This window comes from Oerskovia jenensis (assembly GCF_016907235.1).
GTDB lineage: Bacteria > Actinomycetota > Actinomycetes > Actinomycetales > Cellulomonadaceae > Oerskovia > Oerskovia jenensis.
In genome coordinates, this window is record NZ_JAFBBO010000001.1 from 2,710,329 (window position 1) to 2,733,530 (window position 23,202).

At 72.8% G+C, this 23,202-nt stretch carries 22 protein-coding genes; 14 read left to right on the forward strand and 8 right to left on the reverse strand.

Annotation, left to right across the window (positions count from 1 at the left end):
- Positions 1 to 359: 359 nt before the first annotated feature.
- The 3 genes from JOD49_RS12210 to JOD49_RS12220 are packed head-to-tail and all read left to right on the forward strand — an operon-like array spanning position 360 to position 2,703.
- Positions 360 to 830, forward strand: a complete 471-nt coding sequence (locus tag JOD49_RS12210; protein ID WP_205307427.1) for a hypothetical protein — start codon at positions 360 to 362, stop codon at positions 828 to 830.
- Positions 827 to 1,516: a SigE family RNA polymerase sigma factor gene (locus tag JOD49_RS12215; RefSeq protein ID WP_307822517.1), complete on the forward strand. Its 690-nt coding sequence runs from the start codon at positions 827 to 829 to the stop codon at positions 1,514 to 1,516. Before JOD49_RS12210 ends, JOD49_RS12215 begins: the two co-directional genes overlap by 4 nt.
- Entirely contained in the window at positions 1,513 to 2,703 is a 1,191-nt protein-coding gene (locus tag JOD49_RS12220) for a hypothetical protein (protein ID WP_205307428.1), read from the forward strand. Before JOD49_RS12215 ends, JOD49_RS12220 begins: the two co-directional genes overlap by 4 nt.
- 1 nt (position 2,704) lies before the next feature.
- On the opposite strand, the gene JOD49_RS12225 is transcribed toward JOD49_RS12220, so the two are convergent.
- The 3 genes from JOD49_RS12225 to JOD49_RS12235 all read right to left on the reverse strand — a co-directional run bounded on the left by JOD49_RS12225 (position 2,705) and on the right by JOD49_RS12235 (position 6,892).
- A complete protein-coding gene (locus JOD49_RS12225) occupies positions 2,705 to 3,565 on the reverse strand; it encodes a 2,3-bisphosphoglycerate-dependent phosphoglycerate mutase (protein WP_205307429.1) in 861 nt (286 codons plus the stop codon).
- 28 nt (positions 3,566 to 3,593) lie between these two features.
- On the reverse strand, positions 3,594 to 6,560 hold the full coding sequence (locus JOD49_RS12230) for a helix-turn-helix transcriptional regulator (protein WP_205307430.1): 2,967 nt from the start codon (positions 6,558 to 6,560) through the stop codon (positions 3,594 to 3,596).
- A gap of 161 nt (positions 6,561 to 6,721) precedes the next feature.
- A complete protein-coding gene (locus JOD49_RS12235) occupies positions 6,722 to 6,892 on the reverse strand; it encodes a hypothetical protein (protein WP_205307431.1) in 171 nt (56 codons plus the stop codon).
- Positions 6,893 to 7,142: 250 nt separating this feature from the next.
- Here JOD49_RS12235 and JOD49_RS12240 point away from each other — a divergent pair, with 250 nt between their 5' ends.
- The 3 genes from JOD49_RS12240 to JOD49_RS12250 are packed head-to-tail and all read left to right on the forward strand — an operon-like array spanning position 7,143 to position 8,951.
- Positions 7,143 to 7,877, forward strand: coding sequence for a GDSL-type esterase/lipase family protein (locus JOD49_RS12240; RefSeq protein ID WP_205307432.1), 735 nt, complete (start codon positions 7,143 to 7,145; stop codon positions 7,875 to 7,877).
- 13 nt (positions 7,878 to 7,890) lie between these two features.
- Positions 7,891 to 8,580 carry a hypothetical protein gene (locus tag JOD49_RS12245; protein WP_246857741.1) on the forward strand — a complete coding sequence of 230 codons (690 nt, stop codon included), beginning with the start codon at positions 7,891 to 7,893 and terminating at the stop codon, positions 8,578 to 8,580.
- Positions 8,577 to 8,951: a UBP-type zinc finger domain-containing protein gene (locus JOD49_RS12250; protein ID WP_205307433.1), complete on the forward strand. Its 375-nt coding sequence runs from the start codon at positions 8,577 to 8,579 to the stop codon at positions 8,949 to 8,951. The genes JOD49_RS12245 and JOD49_RS12250 overlap by 4 nt, the downstream gene beginning before the upstream one ends.
- 58 nt (positions 8,952 to 9,009) lie before the next feature.
- Here JOD49_RS12250 and JOD49_RS12255 read toward each other — a convergent pair whose 3' ends face one another.
- Complete coding sequence (locus JOD49_RS12255; RefSeq protein WP_205307434.1) at positions 9,010 to 10,020, reverse strand: LLM class flavin-dependent oxidoreductase; 1,011 nt, start codon at positions 10,018 to 10,020, stop codon at positions 9,010 to 9,012.
- A 55-nt stretch (positions 10,021 to 10,075) separates the two neighbouring features.
- Positions 10,076 to 10,660: a sugar O-acetyltransferase gene (locus JOD49_RS12260; RefSeq protein ID WP_191790099.1), complete on the reverse strand. Its 585-nt coding sequence runs from the start codon at positions 10,658 to 10,660 to the stop codon at positions 10,076 to 10,078.
- 66 nt (positions 10,661 to 10,726) lie between these two features.
- Here JOD49_RS12260 and JOD49_RS12265 point away from each other — a divergent pair, with 66 nt between their 5' ends.
- Positions 10,727 to 11,875 carry a serine hydrolase domain-containing protein gene (locus JOD49_RS12265; protein WP_205307435.1) on the forward strand — a complete coding sequence of 383 codons (1,149 nt, stop codon included), beginning with the start codon at positions 10,727 to 10,729 and terminating at the stop codon, positions 11,873 to 11,875.
- Here JOD49_RS12265 and JOD49_RS12270 read toward each other — a convergent pair.
- The 3 genes from JOD49_RS12270 to JOD49_RS12280 all read right to left on the reverse strand — a co-directional run bounded on the left by JOD49_RS12270 (position 11,862) and on the right by JOD49_RS12280 (position 17,047).
- Entirely contained in the window at positions 11,862 to 13,616 is a 1,755-nt protein-coding gene (locus JOD49_RS12270) for a SulP family inorganic anion transporter (RefSeq protein ID WP_307822518.1), read from the reverse strand. The genes JOD49_RS12265 and JOD49_RS12270 overlap by 14 nt on opposite strands.
- Positions 13,617 to 13,621: 5 nt before the next feature.
- On the reverse strand, positions 13,622 to 14,617 hold the full coding sequence (locus JOD49_RS12275; RefSeq protein WP_205307437.1) for an HAD family hydrolase: 996 nt from the start codon (positions 14,615 to 14,617) through the stop codon (positions 13,622 to 13,624).
- A gap of 84 nt (positions 14,618 to 14,701) precedes the next feature.
- The gene (locus JOD49_RS12280; protein WP_205307438.1) at positions 14,702 to 17,047 is read right to left on the reverse strand and encodes an arylsulfatase; all 2,346 of its coding nucleotides are present in this window, start codon (positions 17,045 to 17,047) and stop codon (positions 14,702 to 14,704) included.
- A 299-nt stretch (positions 17,048 to 17,346) separates the two neighbouring features.
- On the opposite strand from JOD49_RS12280, the gene speD reads away from it, so the two are divergent.
- The 7 genes from speD to JOD49_RS12315 all read left to right on the forward strand — a co-directional run bounded on the left by speD (position 17,347) and on the right by JOD49_RS12315 (position 23,202).
- Positions 17,347 to 17,703 (forward strand): S-adenosylmethionine decarboxylase, encoded by a 357-nt coding sequence (gene speD / locus JOD49_RS12285; protein WP_205307439.1) that lies wholly within the window; start codon positions 17,347 to 17,349, stop codon positions 17,701 to 17,703.
- A 23-nt stretch (positions 17,704 to 17,726) separates the two neighbouring features.
- Positions 17,727 to 18,443: a DUF4178 domain-containing protein gene (locus JOD49_RS12290; protein ID WP_205307440.1), complete on the forward strand. Its 717-nt coding sequence runs from the start codon at positions 17,727 to 17,729 to the stop codon at positions 18,441 to 18,443.
- A 104-nt stretch (positions 18,444 to 18,547) separates the two neighbouring features.
- A complete protein-coding gene (locus tag JOD49_RS12295) occupies positions 18,548 to 18,772 on the forward strand; it encodes a DUF350 domain-containing protein (RefSeq protein ID WP_138822118.1) in 225 nt (74 codons plus the stop codon).
- Between the two features lie 2 nt (positions 18,773 to 18,774).
- Positions 18,775 to 20,457 (forward strand): polyamine aminopropyltransferase, encoded by a 1,683-nt coding sequence (locus JOD49_RS12300; protein WP_307822519.1) that lies wholly within the window; start codon positions 18,775 to 18,777, stop codon positions 20,455 to 20,457.
- A 344-nt stretch (positions 20,458 to 20,801) separates the two neighbouring features.
- A complete protein-coding gene (locus tag JOD49_RS12305; protein ID WP_205307441.1) occupies positions 20,802 to 21,503 on the forward strand; it encodes a thioesterase II family protein in 702 nt (233 codons plus the stop codon).
- On the forward strand, positions 21,500 to 22,345 hold the full coding sequence (locus tag JOD49_RS12310; protein ID WP_205307442.1) for a helix-turn-helix transcriptional regulator: 846 nt from the start codon (positions 21,500 to 21,502) through the stop codon (positions 22,343 to 22,345). The genes JOD49_RS12305 and JOD49_RS12310 overlap by 4 nt, the downstream gene beginning before the upstream one ends.
- Positions 22,346 to 22,350: 5 nt before the next feature.
- A complete protein-coding gene (locus JOD49_RS12315; RefSeq protein ID WP_205307443.1) occupies positions 22,351 to 23,202 on the forward strand; it encodes an MBL fold metallo-hydrolase in 852 nt (283 codons plus the stop codon).

Genomic DNA, 23,202 nt, shown 5'->3' on the forward strand with positions numbered 1-23,202 from the left:
CGTAACCTACGGATGCGTAGGTTATGTGTGCGGCGCGTGCGAGGAACCTCGGTGGCGGCTGGGAGCGACCGGGGCACCACCTGGTACCGGCCGGGGTGGAACCTTTGCCCCCGCGGCTGCGTGTTCTGGTCGTGAGGACAACGTACCGACCCCCGCCGAGCAGGTCCGGTGCACGGGTCGCAGGGGGCAGCAGCGCGTCGTCAGGACCCGCTCCAGCGAGGTCTCGAGCCGTCAGGGGGCGGCTCCGGGACAGGCTGGACAGGGGGTCGGCGGGGTCGGTCGTGGTCGTGGTCGGAGGTGTCGGGGGCTCACTCCTCGCGGTCGGGCTGACCTGGCCCTCACCACGACCAGTCCTCAGCGTGGTCCTCCTCGTTCTCGCGCTGCCCGTGTGCGCGATCATCATCCGGTGGTCGCTCGCGTCGCACCGCGTCACCGTGCGCGGCGCCCGGCTCGTGGCGACCGACGACGACAGGGGGTGGCTGGTCGTGCGCAGACCGCTGGGCACGGTGCTGCTGGACGGCTCGCGCTTCGGCGTCCTCGATGCGCAGCGGGCGCTCGCGGACCGGGTCGTGGCCGTGCACCTGTCCGGCCGGGCCGAACGGGCCGAGATCCTCGGACTGCTCGACCGCATCGTGGCCCTGGACCGGCTGGAGCACGGGACGGCAGGGCCCGTGGCAGGCGACCGGAGCAGGTTCACGACCGAGCAGAGATCGCTCCTGAGCAGGCATGTCCGCGACGGCCTGACACGGGATGTCGAGCTGCTCGAGTCCCGGCGGACGGGCCCCTCGACCGGAGACCTGCGGCCCTCGGTGCCCGGGGCGCTGCCGTGACCGCGGTCCTGCCGCTCGTGAGCGGCGGCGACGGCCTGGAGGACGGGCCGCGAGGAGTGCCCGACGACGCCGCCGCACCGGACCCGTTCGACGTGGACTTCGCGCGTGGGGGCGGCGCCGACGCCCCCGAGGGCGTGGTGCTGCGTGCGAGCAGGAACGCCGAGTTCACGGTCTTCATGGAGCAGGCCGTCGGCCCGCTGCACCGCATGGCCTACCTCCTGTGCGGTGACCAGCACCGCGCCGAGGAGCTCACGCAGCAGACGTTCGAACGCACCTACCGGGCCTGGTCCACGGCCCGCGACGGAGACCCGCTCGTCTACGCGCGCCGGATCCTCGCGAACCTGCGCGTCGACACATGGCGCCGCACCCGCCGTGAGGTGCTGTCCGGACCGGACGACCTCCGCGACCACTCCGAGGGGATCGCGGGCCCGCCGAGGGCCCGTACCCCGGCCGGCGCGGTTCCCAGCACCGTGGACGACCGCGACCTGGTCGTCCGCGCCCTTCTGCAGCTCCCCCTCAAGCAACGTCGTGTCGTGGTGATGCGGCACATGCTCGACCTCTCGGAGACCGAGGTCTCCACAGAGCTCGGCATCCCCGTCGGCACCGTGAAGTCGACCGCGTCCCGGGCGCTCGCCCGGCTCCGCACGATCCTCGACGACCCCTCCCGGAAGGGCAGCTCCTCATGACCGGACCGCACGACGACCTCTTCGACCGTCTGCACGCTGCGGCCGACTCCGTCCCACCCTCGACGCTCGACCTGCCCGTCGTGCTCGTCACGAGCCGGCGCAAGGCCACAGCCCGGCGGGCCGCCACCGGGACCGCAGTGCTCACGGCGTTCGCCGTCCTGGGCGTCGGGGTCGCGAGCGGCCTCCCCAGCCAGGTGGCTCACGAGCTCGTCCCCGCGGCGGCCTACGAGACCTTGAGCACCGAGATCGCGCATCGAGAGATCGCCCCCGGGATCACGGCCGTCGCCGAGGCGGCGACCTTCGAGCTGCCGGACAAGACGGTCGTGCTCGACACGGGCATCGAGACCGGCGCGAACGGCGACCGGTTCCTGATCGTCTCGACGGTCGAGTTCGAAGCAGGTCTCGCGGACCTCGAGGACGGCGAGGTCGTCGACCGCAGCGATGCCAAGGACCCGGCCCGCATCCAAGAGATGACCGAACTCGGCTACCCGCCGATCGAGACGCAGCGGGTCCAGGTGGTCGCTGGGGACGATGCCGAGCTCCGACGGCTGCAGGACGGGTACGAGCCCACGAACGTCGTGGTCGAGGACGTGCCCTCGGTCGTGGCGGTCGAGGCAGGAGCACGGCGCATCGTGTTCGCGACGCCCCTCAGCAAGGGAACGACGGACGAGGCGGACACGTACGTCACGTCCTGGGAACCGTTCGAAGGGGCCGACGGCACGACGGTCTCGACTCTCCTCACACCCAGCCTCGTCGTTCCCGAGCGCCAGAGGGAGGTCGTCGCTCTCGAGGTGAGCGACGAATCGTCCTTTGCGCCCCAGCTGGTGCTCACGTTCGCGGCCGCGTCCCGGGGGGCGGGCGGGTGCTCGCGCCCGGACACCGGTTGCACCGTCGCGTACGACCCCGAGACCGGGGTCGCGACGCCGAGCGCCGCGGTGGACCCGCGGTGGCAGGATCCCGTGGATCCGGTGCAGCTCGAGCTCAACGCCCTCGTGCACGACCAGGCCACCTCGGACGAGGTCGTGCTCCGCTGCCTCGAGCTCCGTGGTGCGGCCGACGGTCTGGACATGGCGAGCCTGACGGTGCCGAACCGGCGGGACCGGCTCGGCGAAGACCGCGACACCATGGTCCGGTGTGAGGCGGACGAGCAGCTGGCGTTGTTCTCGATGCTCGCCGACGTGTCGTGACTCACGTCCCGCCGCGCCGCTCCAGGTCGGCCAGCTCGGCCGCCGCGCGGTCCGCGTCGAGGTAGAGCCCGCCGCGGTGCACGGGCACGAGGTGGGCTCCGGCCGCCTGAGCACCCGGCTGCGCACCCGGGTGGGGATCCCCGCCCGGGTGCGCGGCGTCGTCGGGCACCTGGCGCTCGAAGCGGTAGACGAGCGGGATCCCCGTGGGGACGTTGAGGACCTGGACCTCGGGGGCCGTGAGCCGGTCGACGAGCATGACGAACGCCCGCAGCGAGTTGCCGTGTGCCACGACGAGGAGGTTCTCGCCGCGGTCGAGGGCCTCGCGCACCGTCGCCCACAGCGGAGTCAGGCGGTCGACGACGTCCGCGAGCGACTCGGTGTCGCGGCGCAGGCCGAGGCGGGCGGCGTCGGGCAGGCGCGAGAAGGTGTCCGCGACCCGCGCTGCGGCCTCGCTGCCCTCCTCGACGGGCGGCGGCCGGTGGTCGAACGAGCGCCGGTACTCCCAGTAGGCCGTCTCGCCGTACTCGGCCCGGACGGACTCGCGCAGGTCGTCGGTGAACGCGCCGTAGTGGCGCTCGACCAGCCGCCACTCGGGGACCACAGGAGGCGGCCCCGAGAGCCGCGCCGCGACGATCGCCGCGGTCGCCGAGGCCCGGACGAGCGGCGAGGTCAGCACGCGGCGGGGGACGAGCGTCGGGTCGTGCTCGCAGGCCGCGGCGAGCTCCGAGCCCGCCCGCTCGGCCTCGCGGACACCCTGGTCCGAGAGGTCGACGTCGAGCAGCCCCGTGAACCGGTTCTCAGCGTTGTAGACGCTCTGCCCGTGACGCAGCAGGACGAGGGTTCCAGGGGCCGGGGCGCTCATGGCGACCAGCGAACCACACGTGCGGTCGTCAGACCTCGATCAGCCCGCGGTGGTGCGCGATCGAGACGGCCTCCGTGCGGCCCGAGGCGCCCAGCTTGGCCAGGACGTTCGAGACGTGGACGCTCACGGTCTTGCCGCTGATGAACAGACGCTCGCCGATCTGCCGGTTCGTCAGGCCCTGCGCGACGAGCAGCAGCACCTCCTCCTCGCGGTCCGTCAGGACCGTCGTGGCGCCGCGGCGCAGGCCCGGCAGGTCCAGGCGTCCGCGCCGCGCGAGGTCCCGCAGCGCGCTCGCGAGCGGCGCGGCGCCCATGTCGTCGGCCTCCTCGAGGGCTTCGCCCGCCTGGGTGGCGGCGCCCTCGCGGTCCCCCACGCCCAGCAGCGACTGGGCCCAGCGCCAGCGGGACCGCGCGATCTCGTAGCGGTAGCCGTAGTCGAACGCTGCCGTGGCCTCCTGCCACAGGAGCGGGTCGTTCGTCCCCGTGAGGCGGCTGTGCTCGGCGCGGGCCCGCACCAGCCACGCGATGCCCTCCGGGCCGAGCCGACCCCCGCGTGGGCGTCCCCGCTGCGCCGTGGTCTCGGCCTCGGTGAGCAGGGCGTCTCCCTGCGCGACCAGGTCGTCGACAGGCGCGCCCACGAGCCGGCGCTCCTCGGTCGCGTCGGCCAGCGCCGTCAGGGCGAGCGCCGAGATCCAGATCCGGCCCAGGAAGTAGTCGCTCCAGGTGCGACCCAGGTACACGATGAGCTCCTGCGCGAGCGACAGGGCCTCCTCGCGCTGTGCCGTCCAGACGAGCGCGTCGATCATGCACCCGCCCGCGATGAGGGCGATCTGCCCGTCCCGCCGCCACTCGGGACGCAGCGCGCGCGCACGCTCGATCACGCCCTCGTCGCCGCGCGCGACGGCCGCGTAGAGCTGGGCTGCCGAGAGCGCGGCGACCGCGCTCGGTGGCACCGGGTCGGGGGACGAAGGTGGGGGGCGGAGGTCGCCCGTGGCGTACCGGACGAGCTCGCCGAAGAGGCGGAGCTCGACGCCGTAGCCGTTCCAGCCGAGACCTGCCGCGACTGCGTGCTCGAGCCCGGTGTGCGCCTCGACGAGCGCCTGCTCGAGGTCCCCCGAGTAGTAGCGGTTGGCTGCGATGTTGTACCAGCAGCGCATCTCCGTGAGGAGGTCGCCCGCGGCCTGGGCACGCTCTCGCGCGTTGGCGAGGAGCTGGGCGGCGCGATCCGCGTCGTCGACCTCGAGCACCGCGAGCGTGGTCAGGGCGTCGGCCTCCACGTCAGGGGCGTCGATCGCGCGGGCCACCTCGATCGCCTCCTCGGCGGTCTCCTGCGCGACGACGTCCATGTCGGCACGGTCGAGGTTCATCGCTGCCCGCGCGCGGGTCGCGAGGGTCCACGCGCGATCCTTCGACGGAGGCTCGGTGGGCAGCACCGCGAGGGCCGCGGCCGTGTGCTCGATGACCTCCTCGACGCGCTCGATCCCGAGCAGGTGCAGGGACAGCACGTGACGCAGCGACGCCTGCCGCAGCGGGTTCTCCGCGGTCATCTCGACGACCTTGCGCGCGATCGCGACCGCGCGGTCCGGCTCGCCCGCGCGGCTCGCCGCGGACGCCGCCGCGACGGCCACGTCGACGCGGTCCTCGCCCAGCAGGTCCGCGGCCTCGGGAACGACGTCCCACAGGCGAAGCACCTGCTCGAGGTGCCGCAGCTCCTCGGCGGGCGCGAGGACGCGCCCCGCACGGCGCGCGGCCTCACGGGAGGCGACGAGCGCCGTCGTCGTCTCGTGCGCCGACAGCGCGTGGTGGGCCCGCTGCGCGGGCGACCCCAGGGACGGGTCCTCGGTCAGCGCGGCCAGGTAGGCGCGGTGCAGCGCGACCTGCTCGCCCGGCAGGAGGTCGGCCGAGATGGCCTCGGCCAGGAGGGCGTGCCGGAAGGCGATCCTGCCGCCGTCGACCGTCAGCACGTGGTGGGCCACGGCCTCCCGGAGCGTCGCGTCGAACACCTGCTCGCACGCCGCTCGCGTCAGGACGGTCCCCGAGGGCCGGAGCCCGCCGAGCGAGAACACGCCGAGGTCCTGGGCGACGACGGCGCGCAGCAGCGGCTCGGCGACCACGCGCCCCGCGAGGGACGCGATGCGGGCGAGCTGCTGGACGTCGGGCTCGAGCTGTTCGAGGCGGGCGTGCAGCACGTCGGCGAGCGACCAGGGCAGGGCGTCGGCCTGCGGTCCGGCCTCGACGAGCTCCTCGGCGAAGTACGCGTTGCCCTCCGAGCGCTTCATGACGCGCTCGAAGTCGTTCTTGGGCAAGGAGCGGCCCGCGACGGCGGTCGTGAACTGCTTGAGCTCGCCCGGGGTGAACGGGTCGAGGGCCAGGTGGTCGACGCGCGGGTGGCGGCGCAGCTCGGCGAGCACGGGCCGCAGCGGGTGGCGGCGGTGGAGGTCGTCGGTGCGGTAGCTCGCGATGACGAGCAGGTGGTCGGCCCGCAGGCGTGCCAGGAGGAAGCGCAGGACGTCGCGCGTGGAGGGGTCGGCCCAGTGCAGGTCCTCGATGACCAGGACGAGCGGGGCACCGGGGTGCCCGGGGGCCGTGAGCGCAGCCGTGATGGCCTCGAAGAGCTGGAGGCGCCCGGCCTGGTCCTCGCCGTTGCCGTCGAGGGCCGCCGGGCCCGCGTCGAGGAGCCGGCCCAGCGCGGGCCGGGCCTCGATGGTCTTGTCGACGACCTCGTGGCTGGACCGGAGCTCGGACAGGGCCTCGGTGAAGGGCAGGTAGGGCAGGCCGACGTCGCCCAGGTCGACGCAGTGGCTCACGACGACCGTCGCCCCGGTCCCGCGTGCGAGCTCTGCGGCGCGGACCAGCAGGCGCGACTTGCCGACCCCGGCGTCGGCGCCGAGCAGGATCGCACCGGGGTCGCCGGCGGCAGCGCGGCTCACCGCTGCGGCGATCACGTCGAGCTGGTGCGCTCGTGCGACGAAGTGGGCCTGGGAGGGGCGCGGCATACTGCCCATCCTCGCAGCGGCCTGTGACGCCTGCCACGATGTTTCCTGATACTCGCCGCCCGGTGTGACGAACCCCTCTTCCGGTCCGGCCGGGAACCGGGGTCCTGGCGGTGCCGAGGGCGATGCTCGACCTCGGCCCACCCGACCGGAAGAGGGCTCCGTCATCCGCTCTGACCGGCAGTGCTCACGTGGGTACTGTGCGTCTTGTGCCCCAGGCGGTGGCTGCGGAGCCAGTGCATCAGCACGTTCTCCTGGTGGTCGTAGTCCGCGCGGACCTGCTGCTGGCGGTAGGCCACCTCGGTCTCGAAGCCCATCACGTACATCTCGTTCATGGTCGTTCCCGTCCTGCTCGTCGGCAGTGGACCCGGTGCCCGCTGTGATCCTCACTCTCGTGCTGAGCGGGTGCGTCGTGCATCGGTCGAGCGGGTAGGTTCTGGGCCGCTACCGCCTCAGGCCCGACGGCGTATCTCGCCTGAGGTGGTCTGAGGCGCCTTAGGGGTGAGGTCGCCGGGCGACGGCGACCCGGGAGACGCGAGGGACGGCACCCTCTGCGACGCCCGCGACCGCCCTACGATCGGTGTCATGTCGATGCCAGGACCTGACGTCCGGACGTGCTTCGTGGGGGACTCGTTCGTCGCAGGGACCGGTGACCCGACGGCGCTGGGGTGGGTCGGTCGGGTCACGGCGGCCGCGATCGCCCGCGGGCATCGCCTCACGGCCTACAACCTGGGTGTCCGGGGCGACACGTCCCAGGACGTCGGCGACCGGCTCGCGCGCGAGCTGGCGCCACGGCTGCCGTCCGGGGCCCGCACCGGGGTGGTCCTGTCGTTCGGGGTCAACGACACGGTCCTGGTGGACGGACGGGTGCGGGTGACGCCCGCCGGGACCGTCGAGGCGTTCGACCGGTCGTACCGGACGGCCGGCGCGGCGGAGGTCCTGCTCGTCGGTCCGCCGGCGGTCGACGACGACACGCAGAACGCGCGCCTGCTCGGCACGAGCGAGGCGCTGCGGGAGGTTGCTCGGCATCGGGCCGTCCCGTTCGTCGACACGTTCTCGGGCACGGTGCAGAGCCAGGTCTGGCGACGCGAAGTGCGGGACGGCGACGGGTACCACCCCGGCGCGGCGGGCTACGAGGTGCTGGCGGGGATCGTCGTCGGACCGTTCCTCGCGTGGCTCGACCAGCGCTCCTCGCGTGGCTCGACCAGCGCTTCCGCGACACGCAGCCGTCCCGTCGGCCCGGCCCGGCGGGCGGGTAGGTTCCCACCCGTTGCCAACAACGGGTGCCGGTCGCAGACTGGAATGGACCGGACCCCTTGATGGAGGTGCCCTCGTGACATCGACGTACGACGTGCTACCCATGCTAGGACGCGGCAAGCACCGCAACCCGAAGAAGGGCGCGTGCTTCATGGAGCTCGCGTCGTACCTGGCCGGCGAGCGCTGGAGCGACCATCCCCAGTGCACGCACCCGCTGGTCGCGATGCTCGCGCGAGCGGTCAACGACCTCACGAGCGATGCGGCCAGGCCACGCCTGGCGATCCTCATCCCGTCCGTGATCGGGCTGCGGTCCGACGACCCGCGGTGGAGCGTGTGGATCTCGCTGCGCGCGGCGCAGACGGCGCTGCCCGTCTCGCCGAGCGACCGGCAGGACGTCCTCGCGGTCGCGATCATCGCGGGCGAGCGCATGCTCGACCAGCTCGAGGGCCGTGAGCCCGGCACCCGGACGCAGGCGTCGCAGGACGCCCTGAACATGGTGCCGCGCACCGCGGCCTGGGCCGAGTCGTTCTGCAAGGGCTCGCGGCTGCGTCCCGCACGGTTCGCGCGCGACGCGGCACCGAGCATCGTCGCCGCCGCGGTCCAGGGCATCTCCGAGGCGGGCTCCCGCGACGCCGACGACGCGCTCTACGAGCTGCTCTCGTCGACGATCGAGGCGGCCCGCGGCTGGGCCGCGGCCGAGCCCGCCGAACCGCTCGAGCCCAGCGACTGGGAGCCGGTCGTCCGGAGCGTCGGGGCACAGGTTTGACGGCGCCCGCCGACGGTGGCACCGGCGGTCTCGAGGAGTCCCTCGACCTGACGGTGCCACCGAGCGGTCCGGGCTGCGCCGAGTGCGAGTCGTCCGACGGGTGGTGGGTGCACCTGCGACGGTGCGCGCGGTGCGGCCACGTGGGGTGCTGCGACACGTCGCCCTCGCAGCACGCCACGGCGCACTTCCAGGAGACCGGCCACCGGCTCATGCGCTCCTACGAGCCCGGCGAGGACTGGTACTGGGACTACGTCTCGGAGCAGTCGTTCGAGGGGCCGGACCTCGCGCCGCCGATCTCGCGCCCCGAGGACCAGTCCACGCCCGGTCCCGCGCAGCGGGTCCCCGCCAACTGGCGTGAGCTCATCCATTGACCGCTTCCGCCGAGAAGTGAGTTCACGCCCCTGATCCGTGCGGATCAGGGGCGTGAACTCACTTCTCGGCGGACGACACGACCCGGGCGAGCGCGTCGAGCGCCGCGAACGGGTCGTCCTGGCGTCCGGGGTCGGGGCTCGTCGGCACGACGACGACGCTGCTGACGCCGTTCGCCTCGAGCGCGGCGAGCCGGGCACGGATCACGTCGGGCGGGCCGACGATCGCGAGCTGGTCGACCCACTCGTCGGGCAGCGCGCGGGCGAAGTCCTCGGGCGTCGGGCTGGAGTCGCGCAGCGCCCGGAACGCGGACGCGAACGGCAGCGGGTCGATCTGCGCCGACCAGTCGGCGGCGCCGAACGTGGCCAGCGCAGGCCGGACGATCTCGCGGGCCGTCGCGACGTCGTCGTGCACCACGGCGAGGGCGAACGCGACGAGCGTGTGCTCGGGCGGGGCGCTCGGGCCGGCCGCTGCCCGGCCGCGCTCGACGGCCGCGCGGACCACGCCCAGGTACTCGGGGGTCACTGGCATGTCGAGGATCGTGCCGTCGGCGACGCGGCCCGAGACCTCCAGGGACCTGGGCCCGCGCACCCCGTTGAGCACGGGCGGGGCGACAGCCGGCGGGCTGTACAGAGCGACATCATCGAGTTGTACGTAGCGTCCGTCGGTGGTGAGCCGCTCGCCGTGCAGCAGCGAGCGGACGGCGCTCGTGGTCTCCTCCAGCAGCGTCAGGGGGCTCGCCGGCCACACCCCGATCTGCCGCATCCACGCGGGCATCCCGTGCCCGATCCCCAGCAGCAGCCGCCCCGGGTGGAGCTCGGCCAGCGTCCCGGCCTCGAGAGCCGTCATGGCGGGGCTGCGCACCGCTGCCGGCAGGATCCCGATGCCCACGCGGATCGACTCCGTGCGCGCGAGGATCGTCGCCGCCTGCGCGATCCCGCCCCGGAAGAAGCAGTCCTCGACCACCCAGAGCTCGTCGAGGCCGATCTCCTCGGCGCGCAGCGCGAACGGCAGCAGGTCGGTGATCGGCAGGTCGCGCGGGACGATCACGCCGAGGCGAGGACGGGGCACGGTGGTTCTCCTTCGGACAGTGCGGTCCAGCGATGGGTAGGGCGGCGCGCGGACGTCAGCCGAGCGACGCGTCGAAACCGGTGGGGCGCAGGACCTTCGCAGGCACCCCGGCGACGATCGTGTCGGCCGGGACGTCCTTGGTCACGACCGCTCCGGCACCGACGATCGCACCGTCGCCGATGGTCACGCCCGGGACCACCGTGACCGATGCCCCCAGCCAGACCTTGCGTCCGATCCTGATCGGTGCGGGGATCATGTCCGCTCGGCGGGCGGGGTCGACGGCGTGGTTCAGGGTCGTCAGGGTGCTCCCGTGCCCGATGAGGGTCCCGTCCCCGATCGTGATGCCACCGGTGTCCTGGAAGCGGCAGCCACTGTTGATGAAGACGTCCCTGCCCAGGGTCAGGTTCTTGCCGAACTCGCAGTAGAACGGCGGGAAGACCGTGACCGACTCGTCTACGACGACCCCCGTCAGCCGCGACAGCAGACCGCGCACCTCGTCCGGCGTGCGGTACCCGGAGTTGAGATCGGCGACGCACCGCAGCGCCTCCTGGGCCGCTCCGTGCATGAACTCGTGCCGTGCGGACCCGCCCTCGATGAGTTCGCCGCGGTTCACGTGCTCCAGAAAGTCCTCGAGGTCCATCCTGCGATCCTGCCACTCCCACAATGCCCTGGCTTGACACGTCCCGTGAGGCCTACCGTCGAAGGCATGAGCCTCACGACGGGATCCTTCGCCGCGTTCGACGACCACCTCCGGCAGGCTGCCGCAGGGGACGAGTTCTCGGGGGTCGTGCTCGTCTCCCGCGAGGGCGAGACGTTGTTCGAGGGGGCCTACGGCCTGGCCTCGCGGCGCTGGGGTGTGCCGGTCAAGACCTCGACGCGCTTCGACGTCGCGTCTGTGACCAAGCTCTTCACCTCGGTCGCGGTCCTCCAGCAGGTCGCGGCCGGGACCCTCGACCTGGACGCCTCGATCCACGACCACGTCGACCTCGAGGGCACGCAGATCCCGCGGGCGGTCACGCTGCGCCACCTGCTGTCGCACACCTCGGGCATCGCGGACGACGCCGACGAGGAGGCCGGCGAGTCCTACGAGGCCCTGTGGGTCGACAAGCCGAACTACTCGGTCACGCAGACCGCGGACTTCCTGCCGCAGTTCGTCCACAAGACCCCGACGTTCGGTGTGGGCGAGGGCTGCCGGTACTGCAACGTGGGGTACGTCCTCGCGGGGCTGGCTCTCGAGCGCGCCACGGGCCTCACCTACCGCGACTACGTCCGCGAGCACGTCTTCGCGCGCGCGGGCATGGCGTCGTCGGGCTTCTTCGACATGCGCGAAGCGGTGCCGGACGTCGCGGAGGGCTGGGAGCCCGTCCGCGCAGCGGTGCCCGACGGCGACGCCCCCGACGGCGAGCCTCGCCACGGGGAGGGCGACGCGCCCGTCGTGGGGTGGCGGCAGAACATCTACAGCTACCCGCCCATCGGCTCGCCCGACGGCGGCGCGCACGTCACGGCGGCCGACCTGGTCCGGTTCCTCGACGCCGTCCGGGCGGGCGAGCTCCTGCCGCCGGACCTCACGGACGCGTTCCTGAGCCCGCAGGCCCTGCACCACGAGATCCCGGACGCCGCGCCGGGCACGGCGGCGGCGGTGCACTTCGCGTTCGGCCTCGAGATCGAGGTCACCGCGGACGGGAGCGTCCGGTCGCTGTCCAAGGACGGGATCAACACGGGGTCGAGCGCGATCGTGAAGCACTACCCCGGGCAGGGCGGCGAGCCCGGCGTGACGATCGCGGTCGTGTCCAACAGCGAGGACGGGGCCTGGGACCCGATCAGGCGGCTCGACGACCTGGTCACCGGGGCGTAGCCGACAGGGTCCGGGCCGCCTCGACCGCGGCGTCGACGCTCGGCAGCAGGCGCCCGTCGGTCGCGAGCGCGGCGAACCACGGCGAGGCCGCGGCCCTGGCCGCGGTCTCGGCCGGGACCCGCGCGAGCAGGAGCGTGCAGCCGATCCCGGCGAGCTGCCGGTCGAGGTCCGCGAGCCCGTCGAGCACGGTCGAGGTGACGCCGCGCTGGGCGCCGGACTCCAGGACCACGGCGTGCGGTGCGGGAGCGCTCGCCCTGGCCAGGGCGAGGATGCGCTCGACCGTGGGCCGGGTGTTCGCGGTGTAGAGGCCCGCGTCGAGGTGCAGGACCAGGACCCCTGGGGCGATGCCCGACTCCAGGGCCGCCTCGCGCGCGACCTCGCGCGTCACGTCGGCGTCCTCCTCGGAGTCGTCGCCCTCGGCGGTGCCACGGTCGACAGGTGCCCAGCCGCCCTGCGGGGTGCGCACGAGCGGGACGACGCGGGGGCGGTCGAGCTCACGCAGCACGAGGACGAGCGTGAGCCCGACCCCGACCCCGACGGCGGGCAGCAGCCCGGCCACGAGGCCGATCACCGTGGTCACGACCGCGACCGCGAACTCGACCCGGTTGATGCGCCACAGGACCACGAAGTCGCCGACCTTGATGAGGCTCACGGTCGCGACGACGACCATCGCGCCGAGCGTGGCCTGCGGCAGGTCGTCGAGCACGGGGGCGAGGAAGAGCGCGACGAGGATCGCGAGGGCCGCGGTCACCAGCCCGGCGACCTGCGTCCGGGCCCCGGCCCGGAGGCTGACGGCGGTCTGGGAGAAGCCACCCGCGGGCGGCATCGCGCGGAAGAACGCGCCGACCACGGCCGCGACCCCGTTCGCCAGGAGCTCCTGGTCCGGCCCGATCTGTGGCTCGTCCGGTCGACGGACCCCGCGCCCCACGGCGACGGTCTCGAGGAACGCCATGATCGCGATCGCGCTCGCGCCGGCGAGCATCGAGCCGACGAGCGACAGGTCGGGCAGCACGGGGAGCGGCAGCCCGGGCGGGATCGGTTCGATGACCTCGACGCCCCGGTCGGTGAGACCCGCGAAGGCCACGAGCGCGATGCCCGCGGCCACGACGACCAGAGGGGCGGGTACCCGTGGCGCGACGCGGCCGAGCAGCAGCAGGACCGCGATGCTCCCGACCGACAGCGCGACCGTCGCCGGGACGGCCTGGTCGAGGCTGCCGAGCGCCGCGCCGAGCACGTGGAAGAACCCCGTGGCGTCGGGGTCGGTGGGCACCCCGAGGAGGTGCGGGAGCTGGGCGGCGGCGACGGTCGCGCCCACCCCGGCCTTGATCCCCACGAGCGTGGCCTGCGAGATGTTCTCGACGAGCGAGCCCAGGCGCAGCACCCGCGTGAGCAGCAGCAGCGCGCCGACGAGCAGCGTCAGCGTCGCCACGGCCCGCGCGGGGTCCGCGGCGTCCGCGGCGACGCCGGCAGCGAGCAGCGTCGAGGCCGAGAGCGTCGCGATGGTCGACGTCGTGCTCATGCTCAGCGTCCGCGAGCCACCCAGCAGTGCGTACACGACGAGCGGCACCATGCACGTGTACAGCCCGAAGCTCACGGGCAGGTTCGCGATGGTCGCGTACGCCATGGCCTGCGGCACGACGACGGCGCCCGCCGAGAGGCCGCCCACGACGTCGGACCGCAGCCAGGAGGCGCGGTAGCCGCGCAGGGTCGGGAAGAGATCCGCGCATGGCCCTGACGGCACGGACGTCACCGGCCCCGGGCCTCGGGAACCCGCGGTGCCGTCCCCGCCGTGGACACCGGGGCGATCCCTTGCGCGGTCCCCGGCGCGGTCGGGAAGACCTGCGACCAGTCGTCGCGCACGCTCACCACGGTCCACCCCCTGTCCGCCGCAGCGATGAGCGCCTGGTCCGCACCCTTGTCGTAGGGCAGGTCCCCGCGGTCCGGGTCGTCGTGACGGATCAGGACCGCCATCCCTCGGGGGTGTCCGGCCGCGTAGGCGAGCATGGGGACGTCGCCGTTCGAGTTGCCGACCGCGAGCACGGGTCGTCGCCCGATGCGGCTCCAGATGCGTACGGGCTTCTCGGGACCGTCGTCCATGAACGAGAACGACGAGCCGTAGACCACGTCGTCCGTCTCGTCGTCGTAGCTGAGCCCCAGGCTCGATCCGACGACCTGCTCGGGGGCCACGCCGTAGTAGTCCTCCGTGAAGGGGCGCATGAAGTCCCGGTCACCTCCCGAGGTGATGTAGGTCGAGAACCCGTGGGCGCGCAGGAGGTCCAGGAGCTCGCGCATGGGCTGGTACGTGGCGTAGCGGTAGGGCGTGCCGAGGGCGGGGTGCGTGGCCTCGTCGAGGAAAGCTCGCACCGAGTCCGCGTAGGTCCCGACCGAGCGCCCCGCCTGCGCGGCGACGACGGCCTCGATCAGGAGGCGGAGGTCGGTGTCGTCCCCCGCGTAGTGCTTGTCGACAGCGCCGCCCAACCACGCCAGGTCGCCGGTCGCGGCCGCACGGTAGGGCTGGCTCTCGGCGAGGGCCGGGTCGTTCGCGGCCGCCTGCGCCCACTGCGCGACGAGGAAGTGGAGCTGGACCGGCAGGGGCTTCTCGGTCCACAGGGTGCCGTCGTTGTCGAGGACGGCGACGCGCTCTGCCGGGGGCAGTGCGTCGGGGCCGGTCGCGACCGCGGCCACGAGGTCGAGGATCGCTCGTCGGGTCGGGGTGTCGCGCCAGGACGGAAGGTCGGGCATCAGGGTCCTCTCACCGGTTCGGGTGCGGGTACGGGACGCCCGGGGCGGTCGGCGCGAGGCCGGCCGCCCCGGGCGGGCAGGACGTCAGTCGCGCGACATGGCCGCGGCCATGTGGGCCTCGAGGTCGAGGTAGGCGTCGTCGGCGATGTCGAAGACGACCCGCGCGATCTCACCGCCCGTGAAGTCGAACCCGTAGCCGTACAGCGACGAGACGGGATCCGCGCTGTCGCGTCCGATCGTCAGCCCTTCGCCGCACAGCGAGAAGTGCCCGAGGACCGTGCGGATGCGCTTCTCGCCGACCTGCTGGTCGTCGATGTAGAGCGTGAGCGGGCCCACGCCCTCGCGGTTCTCGCCCATGCCCTCCTTGGTGAACTCGACGCCGATGATGTGCTTGCCCGAGGTCGGCACCGGGGCCGAGACGCGGTCCTCGGGCGGGATGCCCAGGAAGTTGTACACGTAGTGCACCTGGCCGTCCTTGACGACGAGCGCGTGCCCGCCGAAGCGGGACCCGTGCGCGAAGATCACGCCCTGCGACTCGGGGGTCAGCTCGACCTCCGCCGCGATCTTGTACGAGACGCCGTGCGTGTTGGCCGCGGACCGCTCGGGCACCTCGCTCGTGCCGGGGTAGTAGACGAACTGGCCGCTCGGCGGTGCCGGCTGGTGGAACTCCATGGCGACGAACGTCTCGAAGTCCTTGGGGTTGCCGATGATCTGGAGGTCGTTGAGCGGCAGCACCTTGTTCGCCTTCGCCTCCTCCAGCCACAGGGCCTTGAGCTCCTCGAGCTTCTCGGGGTGCTCGGCGGCGAGGTTCTGCGACTCCGAGCGGTCGACCTCGGTGTGGTAGAGCTCCCACACGTCGTCGTCGAAGTGCCCCTTGCCGCTCACCGGTCCGTGCACCGAGACGGCCTTCCAGCCCTCGTGCCAGATGCCGCGTTGCCCGAACATCTCGTAGTACTGCGTCTGCTTGTTCGTCGGCGCGTCCGGCGCGGCGCCGAACGACGGGACCATCGACACCCCCGAGAGCGGGGTCTGTGCGACACCGTTGTACGTGTCGGGGAACTCGACGCCGCACGCCTCGAGGATCGTGGGCACGATGTCGGTCGAGTGGTGGTACTGGTGGCGGACCTCGCCCCTGGCGGCGATGCCCGCGGGCCAGTGGATGACCAGGGGGTCGGCGACCCCACCCTGGTAGGTGTAGCGCTTGAACATCTTGTACGGGGTGGAGAAGGCCGCAGCCCACCCCGTCGGGTAGTGGTTGTAGGTGTCGGGGGTGCCCAGCTTGTCGACCATCGTGAGGTTCTGCGCCTCGTCGTCGGGGTAGCCGCCGAAGATCTTGCCCTCGTTGACCGAGCCGTTCGGGCTGCCCTCCCCGGAGGCGCCGTTGTCGGCGCAGTACACGATGATCGTGTTCTCGAGCTGTCCGGACTCCTCGAGGTAGTCGACGACGCGCCCGACCTGGGCGTCGGTGTACTCGCTGAACCCGGCGAACACCTCGGCCATCCGGGAGAACATGTGCTTCTCCTCGTCGTTCAACGAGGCCCACGGGCGCACCTCGTCCGTCGGGGAGAAGGTCCCGTCGGGCATGGGGTTGAGCTCGGTGAGCACCGTGCCCTCGGGCAGGATGCCGCGCTCGACCATGCGCGGCAGGACCCACTCGCGGTAGGCCTCGTACCCGTCGTCGAACCGGCCCTTGTACTTGTCGATGTACTCCTGCGGCGCGTGGTGCGGGGCGTGGTTCGCGCCGGGGCAGAACCACATGTACCAGGGCTTGTCGGGCTCGGTCTGCCGGACGTCCCGGATCATCTTGAGCGCCTGGTCGGCCAGGTCCCTCGACAGGTGGTAGCCGTCCTCGGGCAGGTACGGCTGGTCGATGTAGTGGTTGTCCTCGGCGAGCGACGGGTACCAGTTGTTGGTCTCCCCGCCGATGAAGCCGTAGAACCTGTCGTACCCCTGGGCGAGCGGCCAGTTCTTCTTCGACGCCCCGGCCGTCCACTCGTCGATCGGCACGTTGTGGTTCTTGCCGACCCAGAAGGTCGACCAGCCCGCGTCCCGCAGGACGTGCGCCATGGTCGCGTTCGACGCGGGGATGTGGGAGTTGTAGCCCGGGAAGCCCGTCGAGGACTCCGAGATCGTCGCGAAGCCGTTGAGGTGGTGGTTGCGGCCCGTCAGGAACGTCGATCGCGTCGGCGAGCACAGCGCCGTGGTGTGCCACTGCGAGTACGTCAGGCCGTCGCGCGCGAGGCGGTCCATCGTCGGCATCTCGATCCGGCCGCCGTACGGCGACCACGAGGCCATGCCCGTGTCGTCGTACAGCACGACGAGCACGTTGGGGGAGCCCGCCGGGGCCTTGGGCGGGAGGAACGCGTCCCAGTCCGGGGTCGAGTCCCGGACGTCGAGCTTGATCTCACCGCTGAACGGCTTCTTCGTCATGTCGCCTCCGTGGTCGCCATCGCTGTGGTCCGGAGGGCGGCACGCGACCGGGCGCCGGACCGAGTTCGAGTCGTGCGGAACATCGAGGAACGACAGGGTGTCTCCACCCCGCCTGGTGCGGACGAGCAGAGGGCTCCGGCGTCGTCGCCGGTGCCCCGGTCACTCACGCTAGGCCGGGTCGCCCGACCGCGCTCGGCGAGAAGGGCATCCGACCCGCCGTCCCGGCGTGCGTCCGCATTTTTCCGGAACGTCAGGCATCCGCTACCGTGACGCGGCCAGCCGCTGCTCAGGGAGAACATGTGCCGACCGACCCGGTCAACCGCAACCTCGTCTACGTCTTCGACGTCCTCGGCGGCGACCCCGCTCTCCTCGACGACGAGACGACCGTCCGCACCTGCCTCTCGCAGCTCGTCGACGGTGCCGGGCTGACCCCTCTCGGCGAGACCTCGCACCGCTTCGAGCCGCAAGGTTTCAGCATGGCGACGCTCCTGGCCGAGTCCCATCTCGCGGTCCACACGTGGCCCGAGGACGGCACCGCCTACGTGACCCTCACGACCTGCCGCGCGCCGTCGTCGGGCAGCTTCGAGGACGACACGCGCAGCCTGCTGCGCGAGACCTTCTCGGCCGCCGACGTGACCGTCCGGACCCTCCTGTGAAGGCGCGCCGACCCCGGGCCCGCATGTCGCTCGGCAAGCACCTGATCGGCGCGCCGCCGTGGCGCTCGCTGCCGCAGGGCGTCGTCGTCTACGGCGAGAAGGACCCGAGCGACGGCGTGACGTACTACTGGGAGGAGTGGGAGGTCCTCGGGTACGAGAACCTCGACTTCTGGGTCGAGTACGACCACGACACGAAGGGCGTCACGCTCTACCGTCCCGCGGAGTCCGAGGAGGCGCTCGACCCGACGCGGATGCGCGTGGGACAGACCCTGACCCTCACGGTCGCCGGGACGAAGCACCGTGCGGTCGTCTCCGAGGTCGGCGTCGGGACCATCGTGTCGCTCGACGGCTCGTTCACGTACGACCTGACGCCGGGGCAGCGCGTCGCCTACGCCGAGCTCCGCGCGAACCGCACGGTGTTCTCGCTCGAGAAGTTCGACGACCGCGTCATCGACCTCTACCAGGGCACCGTCCTGGACGCCGCGGGTCAGAAGGCGCACTTCGGCAAGCGGGTCGCGCCGCGCCAGGGCGGGGTCAGTCCCGCGGTCGCGGTCGTGGCGCTCGTCGCGATGGGCATCGGGCTGTTCTCCGCGTGCGGCGACCGCGACGACGACCGCGACGAGTGCACGCCCCGCACGGTCGAGCAGCAGTACGACGCGAGCGGGGACCCCCTCACGACCGACCAGACCTGCTACCGCCGCTCGGTCTACGGCGGCGGTGGTGGCGGGCTCGGCAAGTAGCACCTCGCGCGACCCCGGCGCGGCGCGCACCGGCCGGCGCGACCTCGCACCGGCGACATCACGACCGCCCAGCACACCCACCCTCACGACACCTCGGAGCAACCATGAGCATCATCGACGAGCTGCGCCTCGACGCCTTCCTGTCCACGATCGTCTACTCGGTGCTGGGCATCGTCCTGCTCGTCCTGACGATCGTCGTCGTCAACTACCTCTTCAAGCTCAACCTGCACCGCGAGCTCGTCGACGAGCACAACACGGCCTTCGGGATCATGATCGCCGGGCTGGCCGTCGCCATCGGCATCATCATCGCGGGGACGATCCTCTCCTGACGGTGATCGGCGAGACGCACACGGCGACCGAGCCGCCCGCGGGGGGCGCCGGGCCCGCGGGAGGCGAGCCGCCCGTCGGGGACGAGCCGCTCGCAGGCGCCGCGCCGCCGTCGGGCCGCGCCATGGACAAGCCGACCGTGTTCGCGGCCGCGCTGCTCGTCGCGGTCGGCGGGATCATCTACGAGCTGATCCTCGGCACGGCCGCCTCCTACCTGTTCGGCGACTCGGTCGTCGCGTTCTCGGTCGCGACGGGCCTGACGCTGTTCGGCATGGGGATCGGCTCGTTGCTCGCGACGCGCCTGGCCTCGAACCCGGGCCTGAACTTCGTGCGCAACGAGGTCGGGCTCGCGCTGCTCGGCGGCAGCTCGGTCCTGATCCTCTACGCGGCGTTCAGCCTGACCGAGGTCTACTGGCTCGTCTTCGTGCTGCTCTCGCTCGCGCTGGGCGTGGGGATCGGCATCGAGATCCCGTTGCTCGTCGCGCTGCTCAAGGAGAACGGGCGCGACGAGTCCGTGGGGCTGCTGTCGAAGGTCCTCGCGGTCGACTACTTCGGGGCGCTCGCGGCCTCCTTGCTCTTCCCGTTCGTCATGCTCCCGTACCTGGGGCTCATGCGGACGGCGTACGCGGTCGCGCTGCTCAACGTGCTGGTCGCGGTGTTCATGCTGCGGCGCATGGGGCGGCGCACGCGCTGGACCTGGTTCGCCCGGCTCACGGTCGTCCTCCTCGTGGGGTGCTTCGCGGCGTCGAGCGCGATCGAGGGCGCGATCAACACGCGGCTCTACCAGGATCCCGTCCTGTACTACGAGTCCACGGCGTACCAGAAGCTCGTCCTGACGAGCTTCGGCGACGACGTGCGGCTCTACCTGAGCGACCAGCTCCAGTTCTCCTCGCTCGACGAGGCGAGGTACCACGAGACCCTCGCGCACGCGACGCTCACCTCGGTCGCGGCGCCCGCGTCCGTCGCGATCCTCGGGGGAGGGGACGGTCTGCTCGCCCGCGAGGTCCTGCGGTACCCGAGCGTCCGCGAGGTCACGGTCGTCGACCTCGACCCGGCCGTGACCGAGCTCGCGCGCACCAACCGCCTCGTGAGCGACCTCAACGAGCACTCGTTCGACGACCCGCGGGTGAGCGTCGTCAACGGCGACGCGTTCCGGTTCATGGACACCACGGACCAGACGTTCGACGCGATCCTGGTGGATCTCGTCGACCCGTCGAACGAACGCATCGCCAAGCTGTACTCGACCGAGTTCTACGCCATGGTCGCCAACCACCTGCGGCCCGGGGGCGTGTACGCGACCCAGGCGACGTCGTCGTACTTCACGCCGCACGCGTTCTGGCAGGTCGCGGCGACCGTGCGCGCGGGCTCACCCGGGCGGACCGTGGTGCCGCTGTCGGTCAACGTGCCCTCGTTCGGGGAGTGGGGCTTCGTGCTGTCGCTGCCTCCCGTCGCCGGGCAGGGCGAGGTGGCGGCGCCCGGGACGCTCGGGCCCGACGGCGGAGCGCGCCTCTTCGGCGCCACGCCCCTTCCCCAGGGCCTGCGCTTCCACACGCTCGACTCGCTGCGGGCCACCGCGACGCTCGCGGGCGACCACCCGGGACCCGAGGTCGCCATGCAGGCCTCGACGCTGCTGTCGCCGGTCGTCTACCGGACCTACCAGCAGGACATGTCGCGCTGGCGGTACTGACGGCGGTACTGACGGCGGGCGAGCGCCTGCCCGCCAGGTGAGACGGATCAGGGGGAGGGGTTGCGGCGGTCGCCGCAAGGCTGGACGGTAGGTCTGCTGTCCCGGACCGGGGCGGGCGAGGCACTCGCGTCCGCCCGCAGGTCGGGGAGGGCGCGGAGAGCGGGGGGAACGCGGTGGACGACGTCATCGCACGAGGTGCGGCCGGGCCCGTGCGCGCCGCCGCGGCGGACCGCCCGGTGAGCGGGGGGCGATGTCGACCTGCCCACGGCCACCCGGCGAGCCCGCGCTCGTGGGGGTGGTCCAGCACCTCGCCCCTCACCCGACGCCCCGCCAGGAGACCGCCCATGCGTCCCGTCACGCTCTACTGCTTCCACCACGCCGGAGGGAACCCCGCCGGGTTCCGTCCGCTGCGCGCCGCGCTCGCCCCCGAGGTCGACGTCGTCCCTCTCGCCCTCGAACGTCCTGGCGAGGCCGCCACGATCGAGAGCATCGCGGAGGACGTCGGCCGTCGGCTGGCGGGCACCGACCTGGGCGACACCCACTTCTACGGGCACAGCATGGGCGGTCTGGTCGCCTACGAGCTGTGCCGCACGAGGGCCGAGCGTGGCGAGACGCTCCCTCGTTCGCTCGTCCTCGCGGCGGTCGCGCCGCCCGGGGCGCTCGACCCGGACGGTGCTCGTGCCGCGGCGCTGCTCCGCGCCGGGGCGGCTCTCGTGCCCGCTCCGGGCCTCGCCGAGCGCACCACGGCCGGGGTGCGCCGCTCGCTCGCCTACGCGCCACCGGTCCGGCCCGTGCCCACCGCGGTCGAGCTCGTCCACGGGACGCGCGACGAGGTCGTGACCGCACGGCTCATGCGCGGCTGGGACGAGTACACCCTCGGACGTCCGCGCGAGCACGCGGTCGACGACGGGCACCTCTTCCACCGTGCGCCCGCGCTCGCCCGGCTCGTCCGTTCGCTCCTCGTGCCCGTCGTCCCCGCGCCGGTCTGCACCCGCACGCGACGCCGTGGTCGTCGGCCCGTCGTGAGCGCGGGGGTCGGCGCATGAGCGCCCCGGCGCAGGCCGCACCCCGCGCCGAACCGGACGACGGCGACTCGCGGCGACGGTCGCTCGCGCTGTTCCTGCGGGCCCGGCGCGAGAGCCTGCAGCCCGAGGACGTCGGGCTGCCCCCCAGCCGGCGGCGGCGGACCCCGGGCCTGCGGAGGGAGGAGGTCGCCGTCCTCGCCAACGTCGGGGTCACCTGGTACACCTGGCTCGAGCAGGGGCGCGAGATCGGGGTGTCCGCGGTCGTCGTCGAGTCGATCGCGCGCGCCCTGCGCCTCGTGGACGGCGACCTCGCCTACCTCTACGAGCTGACCGGTACGCGGCTCCCGTCGAGGTCGAGCGCCCCGACCGAGCTGCGCGACAACCTCGTGCGCGTGCTCGACGGGTTCTCCGAGCTCCCCGCCTACGTCGTCGACCGGTACTGGAACGTGGTGGCGACCAACGAGCTCGCCGAGCACGTCTTCGGCAGCCAGGTCGGGGCCAACTGCCTCGCGGACTTCTTCACCGAGGAGCGGGTCGCGGAGCGCTACCCTCAGCGGGCCCTCGTCGGACGCATGATCGTGGGCCAGCTCCGGCGGCAGGCCGCGGCCTACCCGTCCGACCGGACGTTCGACCTCCTCGCGGACCGGGTCTCGGCCGCGTCCCCGGAGTTCGCCGCGTACTGGACCTCCTACTCGGTGGGGGTCGAGCCGCACGTCGACATCACCTACGACCACCCGCAGATCGGCCGCCTGACCTGGCAGTGCACCGTCCTGAACCCGCTCGGGGGCGAGGACCTGCGGCTGTTCCTCTACCTGCCCCGGCCGGGGACGGAGACCGCCGAGGCACTCCAGAGGCTCCGGTGAACGCGGTGACGCGCTGGAACCGACCGGCTCGCCCCCGGGTCCTGCGCGTGGGCGACCTCCGGGTCCGCTACGTCCCCGACGGGACGGTCCAGCTCCACCCGCAGCGGTGGTTCTCGCTCCCCGAGGGTGACCGGTCCGTCCCGTCCGGGCTGCTCGACCAGGACGGGTACCTCGTCGGGTCGGTCGGCGCGCTGCTCGTCGAGGCGCCCGGCTGGTCGGTCCTGGTCGACACGGGCTTCGGTCCCCGCACCCTCGCCGCCGACGCCACGCACCCAGCGCTCGGCACGCTGCGCGGTGGCGGGCTCGCCCGGTTGTCCCCCGCGGTCCTCGAAGGGCTCGACCGGGTGCTGTTCACGCACCTGCACGAGGACCACGCGGGGTGGCTCGCGCACGGGGAGCATCCGGTCGGCGCTGCGCTGCGGACGGTCCCGCACGTCGCGTCGTCGGCCGAGCTCGACGCGCACCCGGCCCTCGCACGCGGGGAGTGGGAGGTCGCCGAGCACGGTCGGTCGATCCTCCCGGGCCTCACCGCGCTCGCCAGTCCGGGGCACACCGCGGGGCACACCTCCTACCTCCTGGAGTCGCGGGGAGAGCGTCTGCTGTGCTTCGGCGACGTCATGCACAGCAGCGTCCAGGTGGAGCAGCCCGCGCTCGGCTCGTGCTTCGAGGAGGATCCCGTCACGTCCCGGGCGACGCGCGCCGAGACGCTCGACCTGCTCGGCGAGCCCGGGACGGTCGGGGCGGGCAGCCACTTCGCCGACGTCGTCCTCGGTCGCGTGCGCCGCACCAGCGAGGGCGGGCGCTCGTGGTCGCCCGCCGAGGACACGAGCAGCCTGGTGGTCCCAGCACCCCTATAA

Coding starts and splice junctions, on each gene's coding strand:
- JOD49_RS12275 (WP_205307437.1), bottom strand. CDS start 14,617: ATGCCCGACCTTCCGTCCTGGCGCGACACCCCGACCCGACGAGCGATC.
- JOD49_RS12295 (WP_138822118.1), top strand. CDS start 18,548: ATGAGCATCATCGACGAGCTGCGCCTCGACGCCTTCCTGTCCACGATC.
- JOD49_RS12310 (WP_205307442.1), top strand. CDS start 21,500: ATGAGCGCCCCGGCGCAGGCCGCACCCCGCGCCGAACCGGACGACGGC.
- JOD49_RS12305 (WP_205307441.1), top strand. CDS start 20,802: ATGCGTCCCGTCACGCTCTACTGCTTCCACCACGCCGGAGGGAACCCC.
- JOD49_RS12240 (WP_205307432.1), top strand. CDS start 7,143: ATGTCGATGCCAGGACCTGACGTCCGGACGTGCTTCGTGGGGGACTCG.
- JOD49_RS12260 (WP_191790099.1), bottom strand. CDS start 10,660: ATGGACCTCGAGGACTTTCTGGAGCACGTGAACCGCGGCGAACTCATC.
- JOD49_RS12225 (WP_205307429.1), bottom strand. CDS start 3,565: ATGAGCGCCCCGGCCCCTGGAACCCTCGTCCTGCTGCGTCACGGGCAG.
- JOD49_RS12230 (WP_205307430.1), bottom strand. CDS start 6,560: ATGCCGCGCCCCTCCCAGGCCCACTTCGTCGCACGAGCGCACCAGCTC.
- JOD49_RS12290 (WP_205307440.1), top strand. CDS start 17,727: ATGTCGCTCGGCAAGCACCTGATCGGCGCGCCGCCGTGGCGCTCGCTG.
- JOD49_RS12220 (WP_205307428.1), top strand. CDS start 1,513: ATGACCGGACCGCACGACGACCTCTTCGACCGTCTGCACGCTGCGGCC.
- JOD49_RS12235 (WP_205307431.1), bottom strand. CDS start 6,892: ATGAACGAGATGTACGTGATGGGCTTCGAGACCGAGGTGGCCTACCGC.
- JOD49_RS12265 (WP_205307435.1), top strand. CDS start 10,727: ATGAGCCTCACGACGGGATCCTTCGCCGCGTTCGACGACCACCTCCGG.
- JOD49_RS12280 (WP_205307438.1), bottom strand. CDS start 17,047: ATGACGAAGAAGCCGTTCAGCGGTGAGATCAAGCTCGACGTCCGGGAC.